The 24120-nt window shown below is 42.3% G+C and carries 42 protein-coding genes; 40 read left to right on the top strand and 2 right to left on the bottom strand.

Annotated features, from left to right (window positions below):
* The first annotated feature begins 16 nt into the window (after positions 1-16).
* The 38 genes from rplD (at position 17) to AB986_RS19675 (ending at position 21285) form a co-directional block, all read left to right on the top strand.
* Positions 17-640, top strand: a complete 624-nt coding sequence (gene rplD / locus AB986_RS19490; protein WP_048313323.1) for a 50S ribosomal protein L4 — start codon at positions 17-19, stop codon at positions 638-640.
* Positions 640-927 carry a 50S ribosomal protein L23 gene (gene rplW, locus AB986_RS19495; RefSeq protein ID WP_048313324.1) on the top strand — a complete coding sequence of 96 codons (288 nt, stop codon included), beginning with the start codon at positions 640-642 and terminating at the stop codon, positions 925-927. The genes rplD and rplW overlap by 1 nt, the downstream gene beginning before the upstream one ends.
* A 28-nt stretch (positions 928-955) precedes the next feature.
* On the top strand, positions 956-1786 hold the full coding sequence (gene rplB, locus AB986_RS19500) for a 50S ribosomal protein L2 (RefSeq protein WP_048313325.1): 831 nt from the start codon (positions 956-958) through the stop codon (positions 1784-1786).
* A 58-nt stretch (positions 1787-1844) separates the two neighbouring features.
* Positions 1845-2123, top strand: a complete 279-nt coding sequence (gene rpsS / locus AB986_RS19505) for a 30S ribosomal protein S19 (RefSeq protein ID WP_048313326.1) — start codon at positions 1845-1847, stop codon at positions 2121-2123.
* 20 nt (positions 2124-2143) lie between these two features.
* Positions 2144-2485, top strand: coding sequence for a 50S ribosomal protein L22 (rplV, locus tag AB986_RS19510; protein ID WP_048313327.1), 342 nt, complete (start codon positions 2144-2146; stop codon positions 2483-2485).
* Between the two features lie 3 nt (positions 2486-2488).
* Positions 2489-3148, top strand: coding sequence for a 30S ribosomal protein S3 (rpsC, locus tag AB986_RS19515; RefSeq protein ID WP_048313328.1), 660 nt, complete (start codon positions 2489-2491; stop codon positions 3146-3148).
* 3 nt (positions 3149-3151) lie between these two features.
* Positions 3152-3586: a 50S ribosomal protein L16 gene (rplP, locus tag AB986_RS19520; protein ID WP_048313329.1), complete on the top strand. Its 435-nt coding sequence runs from the start codon at positions 3152-3154 to the stop codon at positions 3584-3586.
* Positions 3576-3779, top strand: coding sequence for a 50S ribosomal protein L29 (rpmC, locus tag AB986_RS19525; RefSeq protein ID WP_048313330.1), 204 nt, complete (start codon positions 3576-3578; stop codon positions 3777-3779). Before rplP ends, rpmC begins: the two co-directional genes overlap by 11 nt.
* A 21-nt stretch (positions 3780-3800) precedes the next feature.
* The gene (rpsQ, locus tag AB986_RS19530; RefSeq protein ID WP_048313331.1) at positions 3801-4064 is read left to right on the top strand and encodes a 30S ribosomal protein S17; all 264 of its coding nucleotides are present in this window, start codon (positions 3801-3803) and stop codon (positions 4062-4064) included.
* 45 nt (positions 4065-4109) lie between these two features.
* On the top strand, positions 4110-4478 hold the full coding sequence (rplN, locus tag AB986_RS19535) for a 50S ribosomal protein L14 (protein ID WP_048313332.1): 369 nt from the start codon (positions 4110-4112) through the stop codon (positions 4476-4478).
* 41 nt (positions 4479-4519) lie between these two features.
* Positions 4520-4831, top strand: coding sequence for a 50S ribosomal protein L24 (gene rplX, locus AB986_RS19540; RefSeq protein ID WP_048313333.1), 312 nt, complete (start codon positions 4520-4522; stop codon positions 4829-4831).
* Between the two features lie 25 nt (positions 4832-4856).
* On the top strand, positions 4857-5396 hold the full coding sequence (rplE, locus tag AB986_RS19545; RefSeq protein WP_048313334.1) for a 50S ribosomal protein L5: 540 nt from the start codon (positions 4857-4859) through the stop codon (positions 5394-5396).
* A 16-nt stretch (positions 5397-5412) separates the two neighbouring features.
* Complete coding sequence (locus AB986_RS19550; protein ID WP_048313335.1) at positions 5413-5598, top strand: type Z 30S ribosomal protein S14; 186 nt, start codon at positions 5413-5415, stop codon at positions 5596-5598.
* Between the two features lie 29 nt (positions 5599-5627).
* Entirely contained in the window at positions 5628-6026 is a 399-nt protein-coding gene (rpsH, locus tag AB986_RS19555) for a 30S ribosomal protein S8 (RefSeq protein ID WP_048313336.1), read from the top strand.
* Between the two features lie 27 nt (positions 6027-6053).
* Positions 6054-6590 (top strand): 50S ribosomal protein L6, encoded by a 537-nt coding sequence (gene rplF, locus AB986_RS19560; protein WP_048313337.1) that lies wholly within the window; start codon positions 6054-6056, stop codon positions 6588-6590.
* A 31-nt stretch (positions 6591-6621) separates the two neighbouring features.
* Entirely contained in the window at positions 6622-6984 is a 363-nt protein-coding gene (gene rplR, locus AB986_RS19565) for a 50S ribosomal protein L18 (protein ID WP_048313338.1), read from the top strand.
* Positions 6985-7002: 18 nt separating this feature from the next.
* Complete coding sequence (gene rpsE / locus AB986_RS19570; RefSeq protein WP_048313339.1) at positions 7003-7503, top strand: 30S ribosomal protein S5; 501 nt, start codon at positions 7003-7005, stop codon at positions 7501-7503.
* Positions 7504-7517: 14 nt separating this feature from the next.
* Positions 7518-7706, top strand: a complete 189-nt coding sequence (gene rpmD / locus AB986_RS19575; RefSeq protein WP_048313340.1) for a 50S ribosomal protein L30 — start codon at positions 7518-7520, stop codon at positions 7704-7706.
* 29 nt (positions 7707-7735) lie between these two features.
* Positions 7736-8176 (top strand): 50S ribosomal protein L15, encoded by a 441-nt coding sequence (gene rplO, locus AB986_RS19580; RefSeq protein ID WP_048313341.1) that lies wholly within the window; start codon positions 7736-7738, stop codon positions 8174-8176.
* Positions 8176-9471: a preprotein translocase subunit SecY gene (secY, locus tag AB986_RS19585; RefSeq protein ID WP_048313342.1), complete on the top strand. Its 1296-nt coding sequence runs from the start codon at positions 8176-8178 to the stop codon at positions 9469-9471. The genes rplO and secY overlap by 1 nt, the downstream gene beginning before the upstream one ends.
* Before the next feature lie 66 nt (positions 9472-9537).
* Positions 9538-10188, top strand: a complete 651-nt coding sequence (locus AB986_RS19590) for an adenylate kinase (protein WP_048313343.1) — start codon at positions 9538-9540, stop codon at positions 10186-10188.
* Positions 10188-10934 carry a type I methionyl aminopeptidase gene (map, locus tag AB986_RS19595; protein WP_048313344.1) on the top strand — a complete coding sequence of 249 codons (747 nt, stop codon included), beginning with the start codon at positions 10188-10190 and terminating at the stop codon, positions 10932-10934. The genes AB986_RS19590 and map overlap by 1 nt, the downstream gene beginning before the upstream one ends.
* Before the next feature lie 16 nt (positions 10935-10950).
* A complete protein-coding gene (locus AB986_RS19600) occupies positions 10951-11271 on the top strand; it encodes a KOW domain-containing RNA-binding protein (protein ID WP_048313345.1) in 321 nt (106 codons plus the stop codon).
* On the top strand, positions 11264-11482 hold the full coding sequence (gene infA, locus AB986_RS19605; RefSeq protein WP_048313346.1) for a translation initiation factor IF-1: 219 nt from the start codon (positions 11264-11266) through the stop codon (positions 11480-11482). Before AB986_RS19600 ends, infA begins: the two co-directional genes overlap by 8 nt.
* A gap of 35 nt (positions 11483-11517) precedes the next feature.
* A complete protein-coding gene (rpmJ, locus tag AB986_RS19610) occupies positions 11518-11631 on the top strand; it encodes a 50S ribosomal protein L36 (RefSeq protein WP_003720928.1) in 114 nt (37 codons plus the stop codon).
* A 21-nt stretch (positions 11632-11652) separates the two neighbouring features.
* A complete protein-coding gene (gene rpsM, locus AB986_RS19615; RefSeq protein ID WP_048313347.1) occupies positions 11653-12018 on the top strand; it encodes a 30S ribosomal protein S13 in 366 nt (121 codons plus the stop codon).
* A gap of 16 nt (positions 12019-12034) precedes the next feature.
* Positions 12035-12430, top strand: a complete 396-nt coding sequence (rpsK, locus tag AB986_RS19620; protein WP_048313348.1) for a 30S ribosomal protein S11 — start codon at positions 12035-12037, stop codon at positions 12428-12430.
* A 244-nt stretch (positions 12431-12674) separates the two neighbouring features.
* Positions 12675-13619, top strand: coding sequence for a DNA-directed RNA polymerase subunit alpha (locus AB986_RS19625; protein WP_048313349.1), 945 nt, complete (start codon positions 12675-12677; stop codon positions 13617-13619).
* A gap of 46 nt (positions 13620-13665) precedes the next feature.
* The gene (gene rplQ / locus AB986_RS19630) at positions 13666-14028 is read left to right on the top strand and encodes a 50S ribosomal protein L17 (RefSeq protein WP_048313350.1); all 363 of its coding nucleotides are present in this window, start codon (positions 13666-13668) and stop codon (positions 14026-14028) included.
* Positions 14029-14340: 312 nt separating this feature from the next.
* Positions 14341-15180, top strand: a complete 840-nt coding sequence (locus AB986_RS19635) for an energy-coupling factor ABC transporter ATP-binding protein (RefSeq protein ID WP_048313351.1) — start codon at positions 14341-14343, stop codon at positions 15178-15180.
* Positions 15156-16025, top strand: a complete 870-nt coding sequence (locus tag AB986_RS19640) for an energy-coupling factor ABC transporter ATP-binding protein (RefSeq protein WP_048313352.1) — start codon at positions 15156-15158, stop codon at positions 16023-16025. The genes AB986_RS19635 and AB986_RS19640 overlap by 25 nt, the downstream gene beginning before the upstream one ends.
* Entirely contained in the window at positions 16022-16819 is a 798-nt protein-coding gene (locus AB986_RS19645; protein WP_048313353.1) for an energy-coupling factor transporter transmembrane component T family protein, read from the top strand. Before AB986_RS19640 ends, AB986_RS19645 begins: the two co-directional genes overlap by 4 nt.
* 11 nt (positions 16820-16830) lie before the next feature.
* On the top strand, positions 16831-17571 hold the full coding sequence (gene truA, locus AB986_RS19650; protein WP_048313354.1) for a tRNA pseudouridine(38-40) synthase TruA: 741 nt from the start codon (positions 16831-16833) through the stop codon (positions 17569-17571).
* A 170-nt stretch (positions 17572-17741) separates the two neighbouring features.
* Positions 17742-18179 carry a 50S ribosomal protein L13 gene (gene rplM, locus AB986_RS19655; protein ID WP_048313355.1) on the top strand — a complete coding sequence of 146 codons (438 nt, stop codon included), beginning with the start codon at positions 17742-17744 and terminating at the stop codon, positions 18177-18179.
* Positions 18180-18198: 19 nt separating this feature from the next.
* The gene (gene rpsI / locus AB986_RS19660) at positions 18199-18591 is read left to right on the top strand and encodes a 30S ribosomal protein S9 (protein WP_048313356.1); all 393 of its coding nucleotides are present in this window, start codon (positions 18199-18201) and stop codon (positions 18589-18591) included.
* Between the two features lie 151 nt (positions 18592-18742).
* Positions 18743-19180 (top strand): DUF2521 family protein, encoded by a 438-nt coding sequence (locus tag AB986_RS19665; RefSeq protein WP_048313357.1) that lies wholly within the window; start codon positions 18743-18745, stop codon positions 19178-19180.
* A gap of 76 nt (positions 19181-19256) precedes the next feature.
* Complete coding sequence (gene cwlD, locus AB986_RS19670) at positions 19257-19970, top strand: N-acetylmuramoyl-L-alanine amidase CwlD (protein WP_048313358.1); 714 nt, start codon at positions 19257-19259, stop codon at positions 19968-19970.
* Positions 19971-20253: 283 nt separating this feature from the next.
* A complete protein-coding gene (locus tag AB986_RS19675) occupies positions 20254-21285 on the top strand; it encodes a P-loop NTPase (protein ID WP_048313359.1) in 1032 nt (343 codons plus the stop codon).
* A 42-nt stretch (positions 21286-21327) separates the two neighbouring features.
* Here the strand turns inward: AB986_RS19675 and gerD are convergent, their stop codons facing one another.
* A complete protein-coding gene (gene gerD / locus AB986_RS19680; protein WP_048313360.1) occupies positions 21328-21957 on the bottom strand; it encodes a spore germination lipoprotein GerD in 630 nt (209 codons plus the stop codon).
* Positions 21958-22106: 149 nt separating this feature from the next.
* Here gerD and AB986_RS19685 point away from each other — a divergent pair, with 149 nt between their 5' ends.
* Positions 22107-22709: a KinB-signaling pathway activation protein gene (locus tag AB986_RS19685; protein WP_048313361.1), complete on the top strand. Its 603-nt coding sequence runs from the start codon at positions 22107-22109 to the stop codon at positions 22707-22709.
* Positions 22710-22740: 31 nt separating this feature from the next.
* On the opposite strand, the gene pdaB is transcribed toward AB986_RS19685, so the two are convergent.
* Positions 22741-23499: a polysaccharide deacetylase family sporulation protein PdaB gene (gene pdaB, locus AB986_RS19690; protein ID WP_048313362.1), complete on the bottom strand. Its 759-nt coding sequence runs from the start codon at positions 23497-23499 to the stop codon at positions 22741-22743.
* A gap of 117 nt (positions 23500-23616) precedes the next feature.
* On the opposite strand from pdaB, the gene AB986_RS19695 reads away from it, so the two are divergent.
* Positions 23617-23841 carry a hypothetical protein gene (locus AB986_RS19695; protein ID WP_048313363.1) on the top strand — a complete coding sequence of 75 codons (225 nt, stop codon included), beginning with the start codon at positions 23617-23619 and terminating at the stop codon, positions 23839-23841.
* Positions 23842-24120: the final 279 nt, after the last annotated feature.

The following is a 24120-nucleotide window of genomic DNA, read 5'->3' on the forward strand; positions in this document are numbered from 1 at the left end:
AAGGGAGGATATCCAAGTGCCTAAAGTAACAATGTTCAACCAAACCGGAGCACAAGTTGGCGACATCGAACTCGCTGAAGCAATCTTCGGGATCGAACCAAACGAAAGTGTTATGTATGATGCGGTTATCATGCAGCAAGCATCTTTACGTCAAGGTAACCATGACGTGAAAAATCGTTCAGAAGTACGCGGTGGTGGAGCTAAACCATGGCGCCAAAAAGGAACAGGTCGTGCTCGTCAGGGCTCAATCCGTTCACCACAATGGGTTGGCGGTGGAGTAGTATTTGGTCCGACACCAAGAAGCTATTCTTACAAGCTACCTAAAAAAGTTCGCCGTTTGGCTATCAGATCTGCTTTGTCTTCTAAAGTACAAACAGAAGATATGGTCATCGTCGACAGCATTTCTTTTGATGCACCAAAAACAAAGGAAATGAAATCAGTACTATCAAGCCTTTCCGCAGAAAGCAAGGCGCTTATCGTTACAGGCGACTATAACGAAGCTGTTGCATTATCTGCACGCAATATTCCTGGTGTTACTGTTGTAACTTCAGCTGGACTTAATATTCTTGATGTCCTTAAAGCTGATAAATTGGTTATGACAAAAGACGCTGTGGAAAAAGTAGAGGAGGTGCTAGCGTAATGAACGCTCGTGATATTATCAAGCGCCCCGTTATTACTGAAGCTACTACTGACGTAATGGCAGACAAAAAGTATACGTTCGAAGTTGATACTCGTGCTAACAAAACTCAAATCAAGAGTGCTCTAGAAGAAATCTTCGGAGTTAAAGTTGCTGGAGTAAACACTCAAAACTATATGGGTAAAAAGAAACGTGTTGGCCGTCATAGCGGATATACACCACGTCGTAAAAAAGCTATCGTGACGCTTACACCAGAAAGCAAAGATCTAGATTTCTTTGAAGGCGTCTAAAAAATAATAGATAAGGAGGGAAATTAGAATGGCGATTAAAAAGTATAAACCGACCACAAACGGTCGTCGTGGTATGTCAGTATCTGACTTTGCTGAAATCACTACAGACCAGCCGGAAAAGTCGTTGCTTGCACCTATTCATAGAAAAGGTGGACGTAACAACCAAGGTCGCTTAACTGTTCGTCACCAAGGTGGCGGTCACAAGCGTAAATATCGTATTATTGACTTTAAACGAGACAAAGATGGAATACCAGGACGCGTTGCTACGATCGAATACGATCCAAACCGCTCTGCAAACATCGCTCTTATCAACTATGCTGATGGAGAGAAGCGTTACATTCTTGCTCCAAAAGGACTTAAAGTAGGAACTGAAATTATGTCTGGCGTTGACGCTGACATTAAAGTAGGAAACACTCTTCCTTTGATCAACATTCCAGTTGGTACAACAATTCACAACATTGAACTTAAGCCAGGCCGCGGCGGACAATTAGTTCGTTCTGCTGGTGCAGAAGCTCAGCTTCTAGGTAAAGAAGGTAGATACGTACTAGTACGTCTTCGTTCTGGAGAAACTCGTATGATTCTTTCTACTTGCCGCGCAACAGTTGGTCAGGTTGGTAACCTTGAGCACGAGCTTATCAATATTGGTAAAGCTGGACGTTCTCGTTGGTTGGGTATCCGCCCTACAGTTCGTGGTTCAGTAATGAACCCTGTCGATCACCCACACGGTGGTGGTGAAGGTCGTGCGCCGATCGGACGTAAATCACCAATGTCACCTTGGGGCAAACCAACCCTTGGATTTAAGACTCGTAAGAAGAATAAAGACTCCGACAAGTACATCGTACGTCGTCGCAAAAAATAATGGGATTAACCTACGGTTCCAAGGGACCGTAGCTTAATCACAAAAGGGAGGTTCACAAATGGGTCGTAGTTTGAAAAAAGGACCTTTTGTCGACGATCATTTAATGAAAAAGGTCGAAGACTTAAATGAAAAGAGCGACAAAAAAGTTATCAAAACTTGGTCTCGTCGTTCAACAGTATTCCCAGAGTTTATTGGACACACTTTTGCAGTATATGATGGACGCAAGCACGTACCGGTTTATGTTACAGAAGACATGGTCGGACACAAGCTTGGCGAATTTGCTCCAACTCGCACATATCGCGGGCATGCTGCAGATGACAAAAAAACTAGACGTTAATTTGAGGGGAGGTACAACGAATGCAAGCTAAAGCTGTTGCAAAACACGTGCGTATTGCTCCTCGTAAAGCACGCTTAGTCGTAGATCTCATTCGAGGAAAGCAAGTCGGTGAAGCTATTGCGATTTTGCGCAACACAAACAAAGCTGCTTCTCCAGTAGTTGAGAAAGTGCTTAACTCTGCGATCGCTAATGCAGAGCACAATCTTGAGTTAGAACCGAACAATCTTACGGTTTCTCAAGTGTTTGTGGACGAAGGAGTAACAATGAAACGTTTCCGCCCACGTGCTATGGGTAGAGCTAGCCGCATCAACAAGCGCACTAGCCACATCACAGTCGTGGTATCAGAAAAGAAGGAGGGATAACGAGTGGGTCAGAAAATTAATCCGGTAGGACTTCGAATTGGTGTCATTCGTGATTGGGAGTCTAAATGGTACGCAGACAAAGATTACGCTAACCTTTTACACGAAGATATTAAAATTCGTGAATATATTGAAAAACGTTTGAAAGATGCATCTGTTTCAGCTGTTGAAATCGAACGTGCAGCAAACCGAGTGAATGTAACAGTGAAAACTGCTAAGCCTGGTATGGTGATCGGTAAAGGTGGTTCTGAAGTTGAGTCTCTTCGTAAGTCTCTCGCGGAACTAACAGGCAAGAAAGTTCATGTTAACATCTTTGAAATCAAGCAAGCTGACGTTGACGCAACACTTGTTGCAGACAACATCGCTCGTCAACTTGAAAACCGCGTTTCTTTCCGTCGCGCTATGAAGCAAACTATTCAACGTGCGATGAGATCAGGCGCAAAAGGAATTAAAACGCAAGTATCTGGCCGTCTAAACGGTGCTGATATTGCTCGTTCTGAATCATACAGTGAAGGTACTGTACCTCTTCATACACTTCGTGCTGACATCGATTATGGTACTGCAGAAGCAGATACTACTTACGGTAAGCTTGGTGTGAAGATTTGGATCTATCGTGGTGAAGTCCTTCCAACGAAAGGAACGCAAAAAGAGGAAGGGGGAAAATAAATCATGTTGTTACCTAAACGTGTTAAATACCGTAGAGAACATCGCGGAAAAATGCGCGGACGTGCTAAAGGTGGCACTGAAGTAGCATTCGGTGAATACGGTCTACAAGCTCTTGAAGCTAGTTGGATCACAAACCGTCAAATCGAGGCAGCTCGTATTGCTATGACTCGTTACATGAAACGTGGCGGTAAAGTCTGGATTAAAATTTTCCCATCAAAGCCTTACACTGCTAAACCACTTGAAGTACGAATGGGTTCCGGTAAAGGTGCTCCTGAAGGTTGGGTAGCTGTAGTAAAGCCAGGGAAAATCTGTTTCGAAATTGCAGGTGTTTCTGAGGAAGTCGCGCGCGAAGCTCTTCGCCTTGCTTCTCACAAATTACCTATCAAAACTAAGTTCGTAAAACGCGAAGAAGTGGGTGGTGACACAAATGAAAGCTGAGGAAATTCGTAACTTGACCACTGCCGAAATCGAGCAGAAAGCGAAATCTTTTAAAGAAGAACTTTTCAATCTTCGCTTTCAACTTGCTACAGGTCAACTGGAAAACCCAGCCCGCATTCGTGAAGTCCGTAAATCAATCGCTCGCGCAAACACTGTTTTGCGTGAAAGAGAGTTAGGAATCACAAACGGTTAATATGAGGGGAGGTTTGCGAAAATGAGCGAACGCAATAATCGCAAAGAATACACTGGGCGTGTAGTCTCTGACAAAATGGATAAGACAATTACTGTTATGGTTGAGACTTATAAGATGCACCCGTTATACGGTAAACGCGTTAAGTACTCTAAGAAGTTCAAAGCGCATGATGAAAACAACACTGCAAAAATCAACGACGTTGTAACAATCATGGAAACTCGTCCTGTATCTAAAGACAAACGTTTCCGTCTTGTAGAAGTAGTTGTAGAAGCAGTTATTATCTAAATGAACTCGGATCATTTACTAATGTCCGAAGGGAGGTCTTTCTAGATGATTCAACAGGAATCTCGTTTGAAAACAGCAGACAACTCTGGTGCACGTGAATTACTTTGTATCAAAGTACTTGGCGGCTCGGGTCGTAAAACTGCTAATATCGGTGATGTAATTGTTTGTTCTGTGAAACAAGCAACACCTGGCGGCGTTGTTAAGAAAGGTGAAGTCGTTAGAGCTGTTATTGTACGCAGTAAAAGTGGCGTTCGTCGTCAAGATGGTTCATACATCAAATTTGACGAAAACGCAGCGGTTGTTATCCGTGATGACAAAGGACCGCGCGGAACACGTATTTTCGGACCAGTTGCTCGTGAACTACGCGACAGCCAATTCATGAAAATCGTTTCTCTTGCTCCAGAAGTTCTTTAATCATTTGAAAATAGATGCCTTGTAAGGAGGTGCGCGACCTTATGCACGTAAAAAAGGGAGATAAAGTAAAAGTTATTTCTGGTAAGGACAAAGGTAAACAAGGTGTGATCCTTGAAGCTTACCCGAAAAAAGATAGAGTTATCGTTGAAGGTGTCAACCTTGTTAAGAAACACTCGAAACCATCACAGGCTAATCCTCAAGGTGGAATTATCGAGCAGGAAGCAGCGATCCACGTTTCTAACGTTATGGCGCTAGATCCGAAGTCTGGTGAACCTACTCGCGTTGGATACAAAGTAGACAACGGTAAGAAAGTTCGTATCTCAAAAAAATCCGGTGAAGTACTCGATAAGTAGTTCGTAGCGAAAGGAGGTCAATCCGATGAATCGTTTCCAAGAAAAGTATCAAAATGAAACTAAACCTGCACTAATGGAGAAATTTAATTATTCCTCTGTTATGGAAGTTCCAAAACTTGAAAAGATTGTAATCAACATGGGTGTTGGTGACGCTGTTCAGAACCCTAAAGCTCTAGATACAGCAGTTGAGGAGCTTCAGTTAATCTCAGGTCAAAAACCAATAATCACACGTGCGAAAAAGTCAATCGCTGGCTTTAAGCTTCGTGAAGATATGCCAATCGGTGCAAAAGTTACATTGCGCGGAACTCGCATGTTCGAATTCTTAGACAAACTTATTTCTGTATCACTACCACGTGTACGTGACTTCAGAGGTATTTCTAAGAAATCTTTCGATGGCCGTGGTAACTATACACTTGGTGTTAAAGAACAGTTGATTTTCCCTGAAATTGATTACGATAAAGTTAACAAAGTACGCGGAATGGACATCGTTATCGTAACGACAGCTAATACGGACGAAGAGAGCCGTGAAATGTTGACTAACCTAGGTATGCCATTTCAAAAGTAAGTAAGGAGGGAAAATTGTGGCGAAAAAATCTATGATCGCGAAACAAAAGCGTCAAGCTAAGTTTAAAGTACAAGAGTACACTCGTTGTGAGCGTTGCGGACGTCCACACTCAGTTATTCGCAAATTTAAACTTTGCCGTATTTGTTTCCGGGAGCTTGCACACAAAGGTCAAATCCCAGGCGTTAAAAAGGCTAGCTGGTAAACCCGAAATAGGGAAGGAGGTAATTACTAATGGTCATGACTGATCCAATCGCAGATATGCTTACAAGAATTCGTAATGCGAACACTGTTCGTCACGAAAAACTTGAGTTTCCTGCATCTAATTCGAAAAGAAGCATCGCTGAAATCCTCAAACGTGAAGGTTTTGTACGTGATGTTGAAATGATCGAAGACAGCAAACAAGGAATCATCCGTATCTTCTTAAAGTACGGTTCAAATAACGAACGCGTTATCACTGGATTAAAGCGAATCAGTAAACCTGGTCTTCGCGTATACGCTAAAGCAGACGAAGTACCACGTGTACTTGGCGGTCTAGGAATCGCTCTTGTTTCTACTTCTAAAGGAATTATGACGGACAAAGAAGCTCGTCAACAGCAAGTAGGCGGAGAAGTTCTAGCGTACGTTTGGTAATTCTTAAAGCAGAATGGAGGTGTAATTATGTCACGTGTCGGACTTAAACCGGTTGAAATCCCAAGTGGTGTAACAATCGATATCAAAGGAGACGTTGTAACGGTTAAAGGACCTAAAGGGGAACTTTCTCGTACATTCAGCTCTGATATCAAAGTAAACATTGAAGAGAACGTGCTAACAGTAGCTCGTCCTTCAGATCACAAAGAGCACCGTGCACTACACGGAACGACTCGCAGCCTGATCGCTAACATGGTTGAAGGTGTGACTAAAGGCTATGAAAAAGGTCTTGAAATCATCGGGGTTGGTTATCGTGCAAGTAAATCTGGTGAAAAACTTATCCTTAACGTAGGGTACTCTCACCCAGTTGAGATGGTCCCTGAACAAGGTATTGATATTGAAGTTCCTTCAAACACAAAAGTGGTTGTAAAAGGAATTGACAAAGAACGCGTTGGAGCTGTTGCAGCAAACATCCGCGCTGTCCGTACCCCAGAACCTTACAAAGGTAAAGGAATTCGCTACGAAGGCGAATATGTACGTCGTAAAGAAGGTAAAACAGGCAAATAGGTAAAAACCTAGCGGAAAGGAGTGACGTTTAATGATCACTAAAGCCGATAAAAACAAAGCGCGTCAAAAAAGACACGCTCGCGTTCGCCGCACAGTTACCGGCACTACTGAACGTCCGCGTCTAAACGTATTCCGTTCTAACAAGAACATCTATGCTCAGCTTATCGATGACACTAAAGGTGTTACAATCGTATCAGCTTCAAGCATGGAACAAGGAATTGACGTTGAGCACGGAAGTAACAAAGAAGCTGCTGTGAAAGTCGGAGAAACAATCGCAAAGCGTGCAGTTGAAGCTGGATATTCTGCAGTGGTTTTCGACCGCGGAGGATACCTTTATCACGGACGTATTAAAGCTCTTGCAGACGCAGCGCGTGAAGCAGGACTGAAATTTTAATAAAAAGGAGGTTGACCCATGCGTAGCATTGATGCTAACAAACTAGAACTTGAAGAACGCGTTGTTACCGTTAACCGCGTAGCGAAAGTTGTTAAAGGTGGACGTCGTTTCCGCTTTGCAGCAATCGTAGTTGTCGGAGACAAAAACGGTCACGTTGGATTCGGAACTGGTAAAGCGCAGGAAGTTCCTGAAGCAATTCGTAAAGCTATCGAAGATGCGAAGAAGAACTTAATTACTGTTCCTGTTGTAGGAACAACAATCCCTCACCAAATTACAGGTCATTTCGGAGCTGGTAACGTACTATTGAAGCCTGCTTCTGAAGGTACAGGAGTTATTGCTGGTGGACCTGTTCGTGCGGTACTAGAACTAGCTGGTGTAGGTGACATTCTTTCTAAGTCTCTTGGATCTAACAATCCGATTAACATGGTGCGTGCAACTCTTAATGGCCTTGAGAACCTTAAGCGTGCGGAAGACGTTGCAAAGCTTCGTGGAAAATCTGTAGAAGAGCTACTAGGTTAAGGGAGGGAAAATAGATGGCTAAGCAATTAGAAATCACCCTCACACGTAGTGTGATTGGTCGCCCTCAAGACCAACGCGTGACGGTAAAAACACTTGGACTAAACAAGATGCATCACACGGTTGTTCATAACGACAATCCTGCGATTCGCGGTATGATCAACAAGGTATCTCACCTTGTAACTGTTAACGAAATTGATGCGTAAAAAATCTATACATTGAGGAGGTGCCCACAATGAAACTACACGAACTAAAACCATCTGAAGGTTCTCGTAAAGAACGCAACAGACTTGGTCGCGGTATTGCTACTGGTAACGGTAAGACATCTGGTCGCGGTCAAAAAGGTCAAAAAGCTCGTTCTGGCGGCGGAGTACGCGTCGGTTTCGAAGGAGGACAACTTCCAATCTTCAAACGTCTACCTAAGCGTGGATTTACAAACATGAACCGTAAAGAGTTCGCGATTGTTAATCTTGATTCGCTTAACCGTTTCGAAGATGGAACTGAAGTTTCTCCAGAGCTTCTTTTGGAAACTGGCGTAGTAAGCAAAGAAAAAGCTGGAATTAAGATTCTAGGTAGTGGTAAGCTTGAGAAAAAGCTTACCGTCAAAGCCCACAAGTTCTCTGCTTCTGCAAAAGAGGCTATTGAAGCGGCAGGCGGAAACACTGAGGTGATCTAATGTTCCAGGCAATCTCCAACATTATGCGCGTAGGTGATATTAGAAATAAAGTAATATTCACCCTACTCATGCTTGTCGTGTTCCGAATCGGAACATTCATACCAGTTCCAGGTGTGAACAGAGACGTACTACAATTTCAAGATCAAATGAGTCTCTTCGGAGTACTCAACACCTTTGGCGGTGGAGCGTTGCAAAACTTCTCCATCTTTGCCATGGGAATTATGCCTTACATCACTGCTTCTATTATTGTACAGCTATTGCAAATGGACGTTGTTCCTAAGTTTACCGAATGGTCTAAACAAGGGGAAGCCGGACGCAAGAAGCTAACGCAGGTTACTCGTTATGGAACGATCGGACTTGGACTTATTCAAGGTATTGGTCTTTCAATCGGGTTCAACAATATTGTTGGTGGACAGTTGATTAGTAATCCAGGCGTACTAACGTATCTTAATATTTCTCTTGTTTTAACAGCCGGAACGGCTTTTTTGATGTGGTTAGGCGAACAGATCACAGCAAAAGGCGTAGGAAATGGAATTTCAATCATCATCTTTGCTGGTATTGTTGCTGCAATTCCACCAGGGCTTAATCAGCTCTATGCACAGATGTTTGAGGGTTCTCAAGATGAGTTGTTCCTTAACATTGTTACACTTGTGATTCTTGCACTTGCAGCACTCGCAATTGTTGTAGCTGTTATCTTTGTTCAACAAGGTCTTAGAAAAATCCCAATTCAATATGCCAAGCGTACTGTAAACCGCAGACAAGTTGGTGGACAATCCACACACTTACCAATTAAGGTCAATGCAGCAGGTGTTATTCCAGTTATCTTTGCAATATCACTGATTATTACTCCACCAACAATCGCCAGGTTGTTCGGAGATAATACGGTAACGGAGTGGATCGTAAGGGTATTTGATTATACACAACCTATTGGTATGGTCGTGTATGCGTTACTCATCATTGGATTTACGTATTTCTATACGTTTGTCCAGGTTAATCCGGAGAAGATGGCTGAGAATCTTAAAAAGCAGGGTGGATACATTCCTGGTATTCGTCCGGGTAATGCAACGGAAACGTACATTACTCGCATTCTCTACCGCTTAACATTTGTAGGAGCACTTTTCCTTGCTGTTATATCGATTATTCCGGTATTTTTCACAACCGTAGCAGGACTGCCGCAAACGCTGCAAATCGGCGGAACAAGCTTGCTGATCGTTGTTGGGGTAGCGCTTGATACGATGAAGCAAATTGAAAGTCAATTAATTAAACGTCATTATAAAGGCTTTATTAAATCTTGAGGATAAATCGGGAAGAACTTTCTTCCCTTCCTTCATCCTCGATTGGGTGACGTGCGGAGGGATTAGATGAATCTAGTATTAATGGGGCTTCCGGGTGTCGGAAAAGGAACCCAGGCAGAAAAGATTGTCGAAAAGTATGGCATCCCTCATATCTCTACTGGAGATATGTTCCGAGCAGCGATTAAAGAAGGAACGCCTCTTGGTCTTAAAGCAAAAGAGTTCATGGATTCCGGAAATCTCGTACCTGACGAAGTAACAATCGGTATAGTACGAGAGCGTTTAGGAAAAGATGATTGCGAAAAAGGTTTTCTCTTAGATGGTTTCCCAAGAACCGTCGCACAAGCTGACGCGCTAGAAGAGATCTTATCCGACTTGGAGAAAAAACTCGACTATGTAATTAACATTGCAGTTGAGGAAGATCAACTCATGCAGCGTTTGACTGGACGCCGTGTTTGCCGTAACTGTGGAGCAACCTATCATGCAATCTTCAATCCTCCTAAGGAAGAAGGAGTTTGTGATAAGTGCGGTGGAGAGCTTTATCAACGAGATGATGATAAAGAAGAAACTGTACGCACTCGCCTCGAAGTCAACAAGCAACAACAGCAACCATTGTTGACCTTTTATGAAGGCAAAGGCTATCTTAAAACAATTGATGGCAATAAAGACATCAATGAGGTGTTTGAAGATGTAGATCAACTCCTCAAAGGGTTGTCGTAATGATTATTTGCAAGACACCTCGCGAACTTGATATTATGCGAGAGGCAGGCAAAATTGTCGCATTAACTCATCAAGAGCTACAGAAGCACATCAAGCCTGGAATTACGACAAAAGAGCTGGATTCGATTGCCGATCGGTTTATTCGTCAGCTTGGTGCAATTCCTTCCTTTAAGGGTTACAATGGATTTACTGGAAGTATATGCGCTTCAGTTAATGAAGAGCTAGTACATGGTATTCCAGGGGATCGCGTGTTGGCGGAGGGAGATATAATTAGCATCGATATTGGTGCTAAGTATAAAGGTTATCATGGCGATTCTGCCTGGACCTATCCTGTTGGCACTATCTCAGAAGAAGACGAACGGTTGTTAAAAGTTACCGAGGAATCGTTATATAAAGGATTGAATGAAGCGAAAGCTGGTAAGAGGCTTTCAGATATCTCTCATGCAATTCAAGCATATGCCGAAGCTGAAGGTTTTTCGATTGTACGAGAATATGTTGGTCATGGTGTAGGTCAAGACCTTCATGAAGATCCTCAAATTCCCCATTATGGTCCTCCAGGAAAAGGGCCGAGGCTAAAGCAGGGGATGGTCCTTGCAGTAGAGCCGATGGTGAATCTGGGCTCTCGCTATGTTCGAACACTTTCGGATAATTGGACTGTAGTAACAACTGACGGCAAAAACTGCGCTCACTTTGAGCACACTTTTGCTGTTACGGAAGAAGGATATGAAATTCTAACAAAGGCCTAAGTGAAGGTGATGGTTCGTGAAAGAGTCGGATACCGTTCCCGAGATCGGTCAGATCGTTCGGAATAGACGGGGAAGAGACGCTGAACAATATAGCGTGATTGTAGGAATCGTTGATAAACGTTATGTTTTCTTAGCAGATGGTGACAAGCGTAAGTTTGATCGACCAAAGCGGAAGAACCTCGCGCACCTTGAGCTGATAGATTATGTATCCCCTGAGGTAAAGCGAAGTCTTGAGGAAACCGGCCGTGTCACAAATGGCAAGCTGCGTTTCGCGATCTCAAAATATATGAATGAATATGTCATTGATTTAAAGGAGGGAGAGCAAGTAGATGGCTAAAGAAGAAGTGATTGAAATGGAAGGCAAGGTTATCGAACCTCTGCCGAATGCAATGTTTCGAGTAGAACTCGAAAACGGTCATAAGATTCTTGCTCACGTATCCGGAAAGATACGCATGCATTACATTCGTATTCTACCAGGTGACAAAGTAACCGTTGAGCTTTCTCCATATGACTTATCACGTGGTCGAATCACGTATCGATATAAATAAGCAGTTAATCTCCGTATACAAGGAGGGTTAAAACAATGAAAGTAAGACCATCAGTAAAACCAATGTGTGAAAAATGTAAAGTTATCCGCCGTAAAGGTAAAGTCATGGTTATCTGTGAAAATCCAAAGCATAAGCAAAAACAAGGCTAATATATAAGGAGGTGCAACGTAATGGCACGTATTGCTGGTATTGATGTTCCACGCGAAAAGCGCATCGTAATCGCGTTAACTTACGTTTATGGAATCGGTAAAACAACTGCGAAACAAGTTCTAGTTGACGCTGGTGTTTCTGAAGACACTCGCGTGCGCGACTTAACTGAAGAAGAGCTCGGAAAAATCCGTGAAGTAGTAGACAAAATTAAAGTTGAGGGTGATCTTCGTCGTGAAATCTCACTTAACATTAAGCGTCTAATCGAAATCGGTTCTTATCGTGGTATCCGCCACCGTCGTGGTCTTCCTGTCCGAGGTCAACATACGAAGAACAACTCTCGTACTCGTAAAGGCCCTCGCCGTACAGTAGCTAACAAGAAGAAGTAAGGGAGGTAATTAACAAATGGCTAAGCAACGTAAAGCAAATACGCGCAAAAAGCGCGTGAAAAAGAATGTTGAGAGTGGAGTAGCTCACATCCGTTCCACTTTTAACAATACAATCATTACGATTACTGATACTCACGGAAATGCGATTTCTTGGGCAACTTCCGGAAACATGGGCTTTAAAGGTTCTCGTAAGTCGACTCCATTCGCTGCTCAAATGGCTGCCGAAACTGCAGGTAAAACTGCACAGGAGCATGGCATGAAAACTGTAGAAGTTTCTGTTAAAGGCCCTGGAGCTGGTCGTGAAGCTGCTATTCGTGCACTTCAAGCTGTAGGTCTAGAGGTTACTGCGATCCGTGACGTAACTCCAGTACCTCATAACGGCTGCCGTCCGCCAAAACGTCGTAGAGTCTAATTTAGTAGAGAGTTCAAAAACGTAGATGTTCCCTTCGGGTGAATGCCTGGTTTTGAACAATCTCTTATGGAAAGATTCAATCTATCGGTATACAATTGATGAACATGTCAATAATGATAATGTATAAATTGTTGACGGTTGACGAATCATAATTAGGTTGTTGGTATTTAGACCACCTAAAGGGATTATTCGGTTAGACTTCTTGTCTAACCGAAGTTCGACGTTTTGAAGGAGGGTTTGTTGGATGATCGAAATCGAAAAGCCAAAAATTGAAGCGGTAGCTATCAACGAGGATGCTAAATACGGAAAGTTTGTTGTCGAACCACTAGAGCGTGGTTATGGAACTACTTTGGGTAACTCCCTACGTCGTATACTCTTATCTTCACTACCTGGTGCTGCTGTTACATCTGTACAAATTGAAGGAGTTCTCCATGAGTTCTCTACAGTTGAAGGTGTACACGAGGATGTAACGACTATTATTCTCAATCTTAAGAAGTTAGCTATGAAAGTTTACTCTGAGGAAGAGAAGACACTAGTAGTAGATGTTCAGGGACCTGGAACAGTAACAGCTGGTGATATTACTCATGACAGCGACGTGGAGATCTTAAACCCTGACCTTCATATTGCTACCCTATCTGCAAGTGCACGATTCCAAATGCGAGTTACTGCAATTCGTGGAAGAGGTTATGTACAAGCGGAAGGAAACAAGAATGATGAACAGCCAATCGGTGTTATTCCGGTTGACTCAATCTTTACTCCTGTTTCCCGTGTTAACTACCAAGTTGAAAACACACGTGTTGGCCAGGTAACAAACTATGATAAACTAACCCTTGACGTTTGGACAGATGGCAGCATTCGACCTGAAGAAGCGGTATCGTTAGGTGCAAAGATTTTAAATGAACATTTAAACATTTTTGTTGGCTTAACAGATCAGGCTCAAAATGCTGAAATCATGGTCGAAAAAGAAGAGGACCAAAAAGAGAAAGTGCTTGAGATGACAATCGAAGAGCTCGATCTCTCAGTTCGTTCATATAATTGCCTGAAACGTGCTGGAATTAATACAGTTCAAGAGCTGACTCACAAGTCTGAGGAAGACATGATGAAAGTTCGTAATCTTGGACGTAAGTCACTTGAAGAAGTACAAGAGAAGCTTGAAGAGCTTGGACTTGGGCTTCGTAACGAAGAATAGATATAGTAGTTGTTGATTTTATAAACAACAAAGGAGGGAATACTTCATGGCATACCAAAAGTTAGGTCGTACAAGCGATACGCGTAAAGCGCTATTCCGTGACCTTGTTACAGATTTGATCATCAATGAACGTATTGAAACGACAGAATCAAAGGCGAAAGAGCTTCGTTCTTTCATCGATAAAATGATTACGCTTGGTAAACGCGGAGATCTTCACGCACGTCGTCAAGCAGCTTCTTTCATCCGTAACGAAGTAGCGGATGCAGAAAGCGGTCAAGATGCAGTTCAAAAGCTATTCAGCGACATCGCTCCTCGTTATGCTGAGCGTCAAGGCGGTTACTCTCGTATCCGTAAACTTGGACCTCGCCGCGGTGACGGTGCTGAAATGGTTATCATCGAGCTAGTATAAGACGCACTTGATTAAAAGGGCGGGACAGGATCTCGATATTGGATACTGATTCTATGCCCTTTTTTCGTGCGATTTTATGTAAATTAAAGCGCATGTTCCAAGTGATCGCATGCTGCTTGCCATTACTGAAAGCCTGGCAGATGCCAGGCTTTTTTTGCGAATTAAAGTAAGAGGCGGCTATACAGTAGCGATAGGCGTATGCTGATAGGAAAAAGTGGCGGCTTGTACTTATTGCCCCGCCATTTTTTCGCACCAGCATACTAGTACTGAAGAGACAGAAGCATGAAACTAGCAGAGGCAGGAGGAAAGAGAATGGAAGAACTGATCTCCGTTCAAAATGTATCATTTCGTTATCAGGAGGAGCATCCTTACGTCTTAAAAGATGTTGGTCTATCTGTTCAAAAAGGTGAGTGGCTTGCGATTGTAGGTCATAATGGTTCTGGGAAGTCAACGCTTGCGAGACTTCTTAATGGGCTGCTTCTACCTGAGAAGGGTGATGTTCTTGTTGAGGGATTTAATAGCAGAGATGAGGAAAGTATTTGGGAAATCAGGAGAAGAGTAGGGATTGTCTTTCAGAATCCTGATAACCAATTTGTTGGTACATCTGTTCAGGATGATGTAGCCTTCGGTCTTGAGAATAGTGGCATGCCACGCGAGAAAATGCTTGAGCGTATCTCTGAAAGTGTTAAAAAAGTAAGAATGGAAGACTTTCTTGATCAAGAACCACATCGCTTATCTGGTGGACAGAAGCAGCGTGTTGCAATAGCAGGTATTATTGCGTTAAGACCATCCATCGTCATCCTTGACGAAGCTACTTCTATGCTTGACCCTGCAGGGCGTAAAGAAGTGTTACAAACGATGCGTGAGCTAAAGAAAGAAGAAGGTATGACAGTCATCTCGATTACTCATGATCTTGAGGAGGCGGCTCGTGCTGATCGTATCATTGTTATGAACGCTGGTGAAGTCATTGATGAAGGTCTTCCTGTAGATGTTTTTAAAAAAGGTGACATGCTTGAAAAGATTGGCCTAGACCTGCCTTTTCCATTGCAGGTGCAACGAGCTCTTCGTGAAAAAGGGTATGATTTTGAAAAGCTTACTTTATCGCAGGAGGAGCTGGTGAACGAGCTATGGACATTTCAGTTAAAGAGTTAGAGCATTCCTATAATCGAGGAACACCATTCGAACGAAATGCACTTAAGGACATTAATCTTTCCATACCATCTGGAACGTTTCAAAGCATAATAGGCCATACTGGTTCTGGAAAGTCTACATTAATTCAACACTTGAATGGCTTGCTCAAACCAACTGCGGGAAGTATTCAGATTGGTGATTTTCTTATTCGAGCGGGTGAGAAGGAAAAGCGATTAAAGGCTTTAAGAAAGCACGTAGGCATCGTGTTTCAATATCCTGAACATCAATTGTTTGAGGAAACGATTGAGAAGGATATCATATTTGGCCCCCTAAACTTCGGCGTTCCTATTGATGAAGCGAAACAGCGCGCAGCAAAGCTCATAAAGCAGGTAGGATTGGATGAGTCCTATCTTGAACGATCGCCTTTTGATTTAAGTGGAGGTCAGATGAGGCGTGTGGCTATTGCAGGTGTACTTGCTATGAAGCCATCCATCCTGATTCTCGATGAACCGACCGCTGGACTTGATCCACGTGGAAGGCGAGAGATTATGGGGCTATTTCATCGCCTGCATCAAGAAGAGGGGCTGACTACAATATTGGTCACGCACAGTATGGAGGATGCAGCGCGTTATTCTGATAATATCGTGATTATGGAAAAGGGGGGAATTGCTCTGCAGGGAAATGCAGAACATATTTTTGCAGATTCAGATGCTTTAAAGGCATTAAGCTTGGACGTACCTGAAACAGTGCAATTTATCCATCGTCTCGAAGAGCGTTTCAATCGAACACTACCTCAAAGTGTGTTTACATTGGATGCAGCTGTAGACGCAGCGTTAACCATTTTGCAAAAGGAGGAGAGGTCCTGATGCAAAACATTATTATTGGGCAATACGTTCCCGGGCAGTCCTTTATTCATAAGCTTGACCCAAGAGCAAAGCTTTTAACTGCCTTTCTATTCGTTATTATTGTATTTCTAGCTAACAATTGGTTAACGTATGCATTACTTGGAGCGTTTACTTTAATTGCTGTGTTTGTATCCAGACTACCGTTACGATACATTTACAACGGCTTAAAACCTATTCTTCTCGTTATTATACTCACATTCCTACTGCATGTATTCTTAACGAAAGAAGGTCCGTTACTGTTTAATTTGGGATTCCTTGAAGTATATGAAGGCGGAGTGAAGCAAGGGGTATTTATCTCATTGCGCCTACTATTCTTAATCATGATTACTTCTCTCTTAACTCTAACGACAACACCAATTGATATTACGGTTGGAATCGAAACCTTACTTGGACCGATGAAGAAAATCGGCCTTCCCGTTCATGAATTTGCATTGATGATGTCAATTGCACTTAGGTTCATTCCTACGCTTTTAGAGGAAACTGAGAAAATCATGAAAGCACAGTCTGCACGGGGAGCGCAGTTCTCCACAGGACCAATTAAAGAACGCTTGAAAAGCATTGTTCCTCTCCTGGTTCCACTCTTTGTTAGTGCGTTTAAACGTGCAGAAGATCTTGCGATGGCAATGGAAGCTAGAGGATACCGTGGTGGAGAAGGTAGAACGAGCATTCGGTTACTGAAATGGTCTGGAAAGGATACAACGCTATTTATTATTCTTCTGATACTAAGTATTGGTTTACTTCTGTTGAGAAGTTAAGGGGGGATATCATGCAAAGGATTAAAATGACGATATCGTATGATGGTACTGCATTTAATGGTTACCAAATACAGCCCAATGGCCGTACAGTCCAAGAAGAGGTGCAGCGAGCTTTAAAACAGATGCACAAAGGGCAATTGATTCACGTTACTGGATCAGGCAGAACAGATGCCCGTGTGCACGCTGCAGGACAGGTCATTCATTTTGACACGCCGCTTTCTATCCCTTTAGATAATTGGACTAGAGCGTTAAATACGCAGCTACCAGCGGATGTACGTGTGCTTCGAGCCGAGAGAGTACCAGAAGATTTTCATGCTAGGTATCACGTTGTTCGAAAAACGTATCATTATCGTGTGAATAATCGTGCCGCCTCTGACGTCTTTCGTAGAAATTATGCTGTGCATGAAGCTCGTGAATTGGATATAGACGATATGAGAATGGCTGCTGCACATCTTATTGGAGAGCATGATTTCACATCATTTTGTTCTGCCAAAACAGATGTGAAAGATAAAGTTCGCACAATCTACCGGATTGATATTGAAAAAGAAAATGATGAACTCATCTTTACATTTGAAGGTAGCGGATTTCTATATAATATGGTTCGCATTTTGATGGGGACGTTCCTAGAGGTTGGTAGAGGAGATCGTCAAGCGGATGAATTACCTTCTATCCTAGAGGCTCAAGATCGTAGTAAGGCTGGTAAGACTGCGCCTCCCCACGGACTCTATTTATGGGAAGTCTCTTATTCTTAAGAAGGAATAGAAAGTTATCAAACACTTGACATTTCCGCTCACGTATTATAAGATATTCTTTGGTATTTCTACATCCACTTGCCCCGGATTTAGAAATCTGACTGACAACTGACAATGAATATTCTGTGCTAGTTTTAAAATAAATTGGATTGATTTTAGGAGGGAAACTCATGCGTACAACATTTATGGCTAAAGGCCACGAAGTAGAACGTAAATGGTATATCGTTGACGCTGAAGGTCAAACACTTGGCCGTCTTGCAAGTGAAGTAGCAGCGATCCTACGCGGTAAAAATAAAGTAACTTTCACACCTCACGTGGACACTGGTGATCATGTGATCATCCTTAACGCTGAGAAAATTGAACTAACTGGTAACAAACTTAATGACAAGATGTACTACCGTCATAGTGGACACCCAGGTGGTTTGAAATCAAGAAATGCTCTAGAAATGCGTACTAACCGTTCTGAGCAAATGCTTGAACTTGCAATCAAAGGTATGCTTCCAAAGAACAGCCTTGGTCGCCAAATGATTAAGAAGCTTCATGTATTCGCTGGTAGCGAGCACAATCACCAGGCTCAACAGCCTGAAAAATACGAACTAAGAGGTTAATTAAAAGGAGGGAATCAACTTGGCACAAGTACAATACAACGGCACTGGCCGACGTAAAAACTCTGTAGCACGCGTACGTTTACTTCCTGGTAACGGACGTATGGTTATTAACAACCGTGAAATCGATGACTATTTCGATCTTGAAACACTAAAGCTTATCTCTAAGCAACCACTAGTTGAAACTGGTACTGAAGGCACTTACGACATCTTCGTAAATGTTAACGGTGGTGGATTCACTGGACAAGCGGGCGCAATCCGTCACGGTATCGCTCGTGCACTACTTCAAGCTGATCCGGAATCACGCGCTACTCTTAAGAGCGCTGGCTTCCTAACTCGTGATGCTCGTATGAAAGAACGTAAGAAATACGGTCTTAAAGCAGCACGTCGTGCACCTCAGTTCTCGAAGCGTTAATATTATTTTTCAGAAACCTCTGGCTTTCAAAGCCGGGGGTTTTTTTGTTGTCTATTCATGGTTTGAACTGAATGAATTACCAGTTCAATTGCCGCATACTCTCTGACGCTCGAAAGAGACTAAAGCATAATAAGTCGAGAGGATGGGTGACATGGACAACGTTATTACCGTTTTTAAAGAACGCCAGCGTCATAAGCGCCTTGAATTCGAGCGGAGAATACTGATTGAGATATCACTTAAAGAGTTAACAGATAACATTACAGAAATGTTCTCTCCTTTTTTCTCTGATGCAATCCTTTACAAAGGTGATGTTGAAAATGTGTGTATGGACATTGCTATTGAAGCCTATTTGTTAGGAGCGGAGTATAGTAAATTCTCGTGCCGTGGCGAATCAATGGAAGTGGTGCACAAGCGCTGTTTTAAGCTTGAAAAAGCTCTTATTGATGCTTTGTTCGATTATTGGCTTTTCTGGAAGACTACTGATGGTCTCGAGGATTCCCTTCATCTCACCTGTGATGTGTTTGTTTCAAGCTGGTGGAAGGCTGGATGTGAAAAAGGGATTATGAGACGACGTCTTCGTCTTCAATAAATGATAAGGTTCCAAGACTATTTCCCTCACTTGTCCCATATAAATACTATAGGACAGAATAGAGGGCGGTGTTGCTATGAAGAAGTGGTCAAAGCGGTTAGGCGTAGCAGCTGGTGTACTTGTATTATTGTTTATTATTAATTACAAATTTGCGATTGATTCTTCCTGGGATGCCTGGCATCTTCCTTTATCAGGACAAATTATCGTACTTGATCCGGGCCATGGTGGTCCAGATGGAGGCGCGGTAGGTAACAATGTAGTAGAAAAAGATATCGCTCTAAAGGTATCTCTTAAGTTGCGTGATTATCTTCAAGAAGCTGGGGCACTTGTAATCATGACTCGGGAGACCGATACGGACTTAGCATCAGAGAATACAAAGGGGCTTAGCAACCGTAAATCAGAAGATCTACGAGAACGCGTTAAACTTATTAATGATTCAAGTAACGATTTGTTTATAAGCATTCATTTAAATGCTATTCCTTCATCAAAGTGGAGCGGTGCCCAAACGTTTTATAATCCGACAAATGAACAGAGTCAAGCGCTATCGCGATTTATACAATCAGAGATTAAACGAAACCTTGAGAATACAAATCGGTTAGCGAAGAATTTGGATAGTGTTTATTTACTCAAGCAAGCTGAAATTCCTGGTGCTCTTGTAGAAGTTGGGTTTCTTTCAAATCCTACGGAGCGGGAGCTCTTGAATACGGAGGCATACCAAAACAAAGTTGCAGCTTCCATATACCAGGGGATTATTCGATATTCCACTAACGAGCCAGTGCCTGAAGAATAGGCACTGGTTTTGTATGTTTTTTGTAAAGGCTCTATTCGTAGACAGTATTGCTACATGAGTGCGTTAATTTCCTCTCACCGCCCACCCCGCGGAAAGCGAGCATCCTTCCGGTCCAATCTGCTAATTGTGGTTTTTTTGTTTTAAAAGCAACAATGTTTTAGAAAAGGCCTTTGCAAAAGGGCTAGTGATCGAGCAATAACTTCATCAAAACAGAAGAGTCAAAGTTCTCTGAATGATATGTTATACTAGCAATGTAATCGAATTCAGAGAAGGTGGTGCCTCCATGTTAACGAAAGATCAGGTCGTTGAATTATTACAAAAGGTGCAAGATCCTATTATACATAAAAGTATCACCATCCGTGATGTGAAGACGAAGGAAGGCTATGTTAGTGTAAAAGCCGCTCTCGCTCAAACGGAGTCTGCTGAGCAGATGAAAGTGCAACAGGAAATAGTAAACATCTTGAAAGAGGCTGGAGCTGAATCAGTAGGGCTACGGTTTGAACAGCTTGCTGATGAAGAACTTCCTCAAGGTACGTCAGCGAATCCGAATTTACCGCCATTGTTATCACCAGAGAGCAAAACACAGTTTATTGCGGTTGCGAGCGGAAAAGGTGGAGTAGGGAAATCTACTGTAACAGTCAACCTGGCAACTTCGCTTGCTCGATTGGGTAAAAAAGTAGGTATTATCGATGCTGATATTTACGGATTTAGTGTTCCGGATATGATGGGAATTGAAACTAGACCTAAAGTGGTAGATGGTAAAATCTATCCGGTTGAACGTTTTGATGTGAAAGTGATGTCAATGGCATTTTTCGTAGAGGATAATGCTCCGGTAATCTGGCGTGGGCCAATGCTTGGCAAGATGCTTAACAACTTCTTCAGTGAGGTTGATTGGGGTGAGTTAGATTACTTGCTACTTGATCTTCCACCAGGAACTGGTGACGTAGCACTTGATGTTCATACAATGCTCCCGGCTTCTAAGGAGATTATTGTCACCACTCCACATGCTACTGCTGCCTTCGTAGCAGCACGTGCAGGCGCTATGGCGTTGAAAACCAAGCATGAAGTTCTTGGGGTTGTAGAGAACATGGCCTATTTTGAAAGTAAAGTAACAGGTGAAAAGGAATATGTCTTCGGTCAGGGCGGCGGCGAGAAGCTTGCATCTGAACTTTCTACAAACATTCTAGGGAGGTTACCACTTGGACAACCTGATTTCAATGACGAGGAATTCGCTCCTTCCGTTTATCAGGCTGATCATCCGATTGGTAAACAATATTTAGAAATAGCGAGAGAAGTTATTGCAAAAACAGAATAACAAAAAAGGACGCTCTACTTGGAGCGTCCTTTCTTGATCTAATCACTCTTGGCCGCCAGAGCCACCGCCCTGCTCTTCACCAGACTTCTCTCCAGATTTCTGTTCTCCATTGCCTTCAGATGCTTTCAATTGTTCTGAGGTGATTTTGGTTAACATCTCTTGAATTTTAGCTTGGAATAATGGGCTTTCAAATGTTTCAGAGATCAAGTCTTTGATTTGTTTTCTCGATTGCTTGCTTTCCAATAGCTGCAAGTATTGCTTCTCCATTTCAGGGTCTTGCATGAGGTCCATCATTTTTTCCTGATATTCTGGATCGTCCATAAGTGCTTTAAACAGTTTTTCGTTTTCACCTTGAATGTTTTTCGCGAAGTTCTCAACGAAAGCGGGATCTTTCAACATTTCTTGCCAGTACTTTTTGCCTTCTTCAGTTGTAAGGACTTTCTGTATGGTTTCTTTCACAAAAGGTTCTTCCATCACAAGCTGTTGTTTTAATTCTTCATCTGACATGATTTCCTGAATGGCTTTCTTGCCTTCATCTGTTTTAAGCAGATCGACAAGCATTTTCTTCGTTTCTTCATAATTAGCCTGAGAGCCTTCAGCGGAACCTGTGGCGCAACCGGCAATGAGAAGAAAAGCTAATCCAAGAGCAAGCAGTTTGAATCGTTGACTCATATGCTCATGCTCCTTTCTCATATTCTTATCCTTAATATTAGGCGAAACGGTGAATTTATACCCGGAGAATAAAGGAAGGGTGGCATTTTAAAAGTGGCATTGGTACAATTCAACAGAGAAGCATCATTAACATTCACGGGGGTTTGATTGTGAAAACAAGAAATCTTGTTTACTTATTCTTTTCAACCCTTCTGATTGGATCAACGGCGGGAATGATTACAGGTATTGTTTTAGACTGGTCAGAATATTGGGCTGATCTAAAAAATGGAGAATTTATTTCATTCCTGATTGTTATGCTCTGGTTACTAGGAGTGTCCAGCATCTTCAGTTTGATTAGTCAGATGGGATTTTTCGCATATTTAACCATTCATCGGTTTGGACTTGGTATTTTTAAGTCGGTTAGATTATGGAATACTATACAAGCCGTTCTTATCGCAGTGACGTTGTTCGACTTAGTGTACTTCCGCTATGCCGTTTTTGCGGAAGTGGGAGAAAGTGTCGTAAGCTATATCCTTATTGCTTTATTTCTTCTTATAGTAGGTGTGATCGTAGCTTATATTAAACAAAAAGAAACGAACAAGCAGGCCTTTATACCGGCGCTTTTCTTTATTGTCGTTGTAACAACGCTTGAATGGATTCCAGGCTTACAAAGCAATGATCCAAAATGGCTATGGCTTATTTTAATACCACTTCTCGTCAGTAATGTATGGCAATTGCTAACACTTCATCGTCTGATAGGAAAAAAAGCATAAACAAAAGCAGCTCTGCACAATCGCAGGCTGCTTATTTAATTTCTTTGCTTTTGATATCTGCATTTGAAACAAGTTCGCTTACTGTATAGAAATTATACCCTTTCTTCTTTAAAGTTGAGATGATGTTCGGAATCGCATCCGCGGTTTGCTTAGCAGAATCAGAAGCATGAAGGAGAATAATATCACCAGGGTCCGCATCGTTTGCCACATTCTCTACAATCGTTTCCATGCCGGGGTTTCGCCAATCTTCTGAATCGAGACTCCAATGGATAACCGTGTAGTTCATTTTATCTGAAAGAGTGAGAACCCTTTTATCGAAATTGCCATTCGGTGGTCTAAGCAGTTCTGGTTGTGTACCTGCTACTTTTTTAATCGCTTCATGGGAGCGTATAATGTCTTTTCGTATTTCTTCGTTTTCCATTGTTGTATAGTTCTCGTACTTATATCCCAAGTTTCCGATTTCATGTCCATCTTTTACAATCTGTTCAACGATTTCTGGGTGTCGTTCAGCCCATGCTCCTGAAATGAAAAAAGAGGCCTTTACTTTGTTCTTTTTTAGTTGCTCAAGAATAGGGATAGCTTTTACCTCTCCCCAGCTAATATCAAACGTAAGTGCGATTCGTTTATCTTTGCTCTTTACTTGATCAATGGCTAGCGGTACGTCATTCGAAGTGAAGACAGCTAGTTCCCCACCTTCTACAAATAATATAATGGCTGTGAAAAAAGCAGCAACTACAATAACAAGTCCCTGTTTTAATCGCTTTCCATTCCAAATCCAGAAAAAATTCATCATGCACCCCCTTTGTCCCATTCATATGCGAACAGTTTCATAACTATGTAAAGTGTTTCCGACGCACATATTTACGGATAGGTTTGGTGATACTGGATTGAGGAAGGAGGAGATCACGTGATAGGGCTTCTAGTAAACAATAAGGAAATGAAAGAAATCGAGTATTTGCTGAAGCGGGAGATGGAAGAACTTCTGTTGGATTTGGATAATAGTCGTATTGATGGGCTTATTAAACGAGCTATGGAGGAGCGGTATGAGATCCTACTCGGAATCTACAAAAGAACTGCCACAAAAGCTGAAGTGTTAAAGTATATGCGTATTTTAAAAAAAGGTACAAATTAATTTCAAAAACCACTTGCTAAATACAGAAACAACCTGTATATTTATATAGGTCGCCGATACGAAACGGATGACACACAAAAAAGAATTAAAAAAGTTGTTGACGCTAACTGAGTTAATATGGTATATTAATAAAGTCGCTGAAAATGACATTGATTGAAACAAATCGATCTTTGAAAACTGAACGAAACGCCATGTAAGTAGATGTTTCTACGGAAACAAAACATTGTTTTAAAAGCTAGATTAAGCTTTCTATCGGAGAGTTTGATCCTGGCTCAGGAC

The organism is Guptibacillus hwajinpoensis (assembly GCF_001039475.1).
GTDB classification, from domain to species: domain Bacteria; phylum Bacillota; class Bacilli; order Bacillales; family Guptibacillaceae; genus Guptibacillus; species Guptibacillus hwajinpoensis.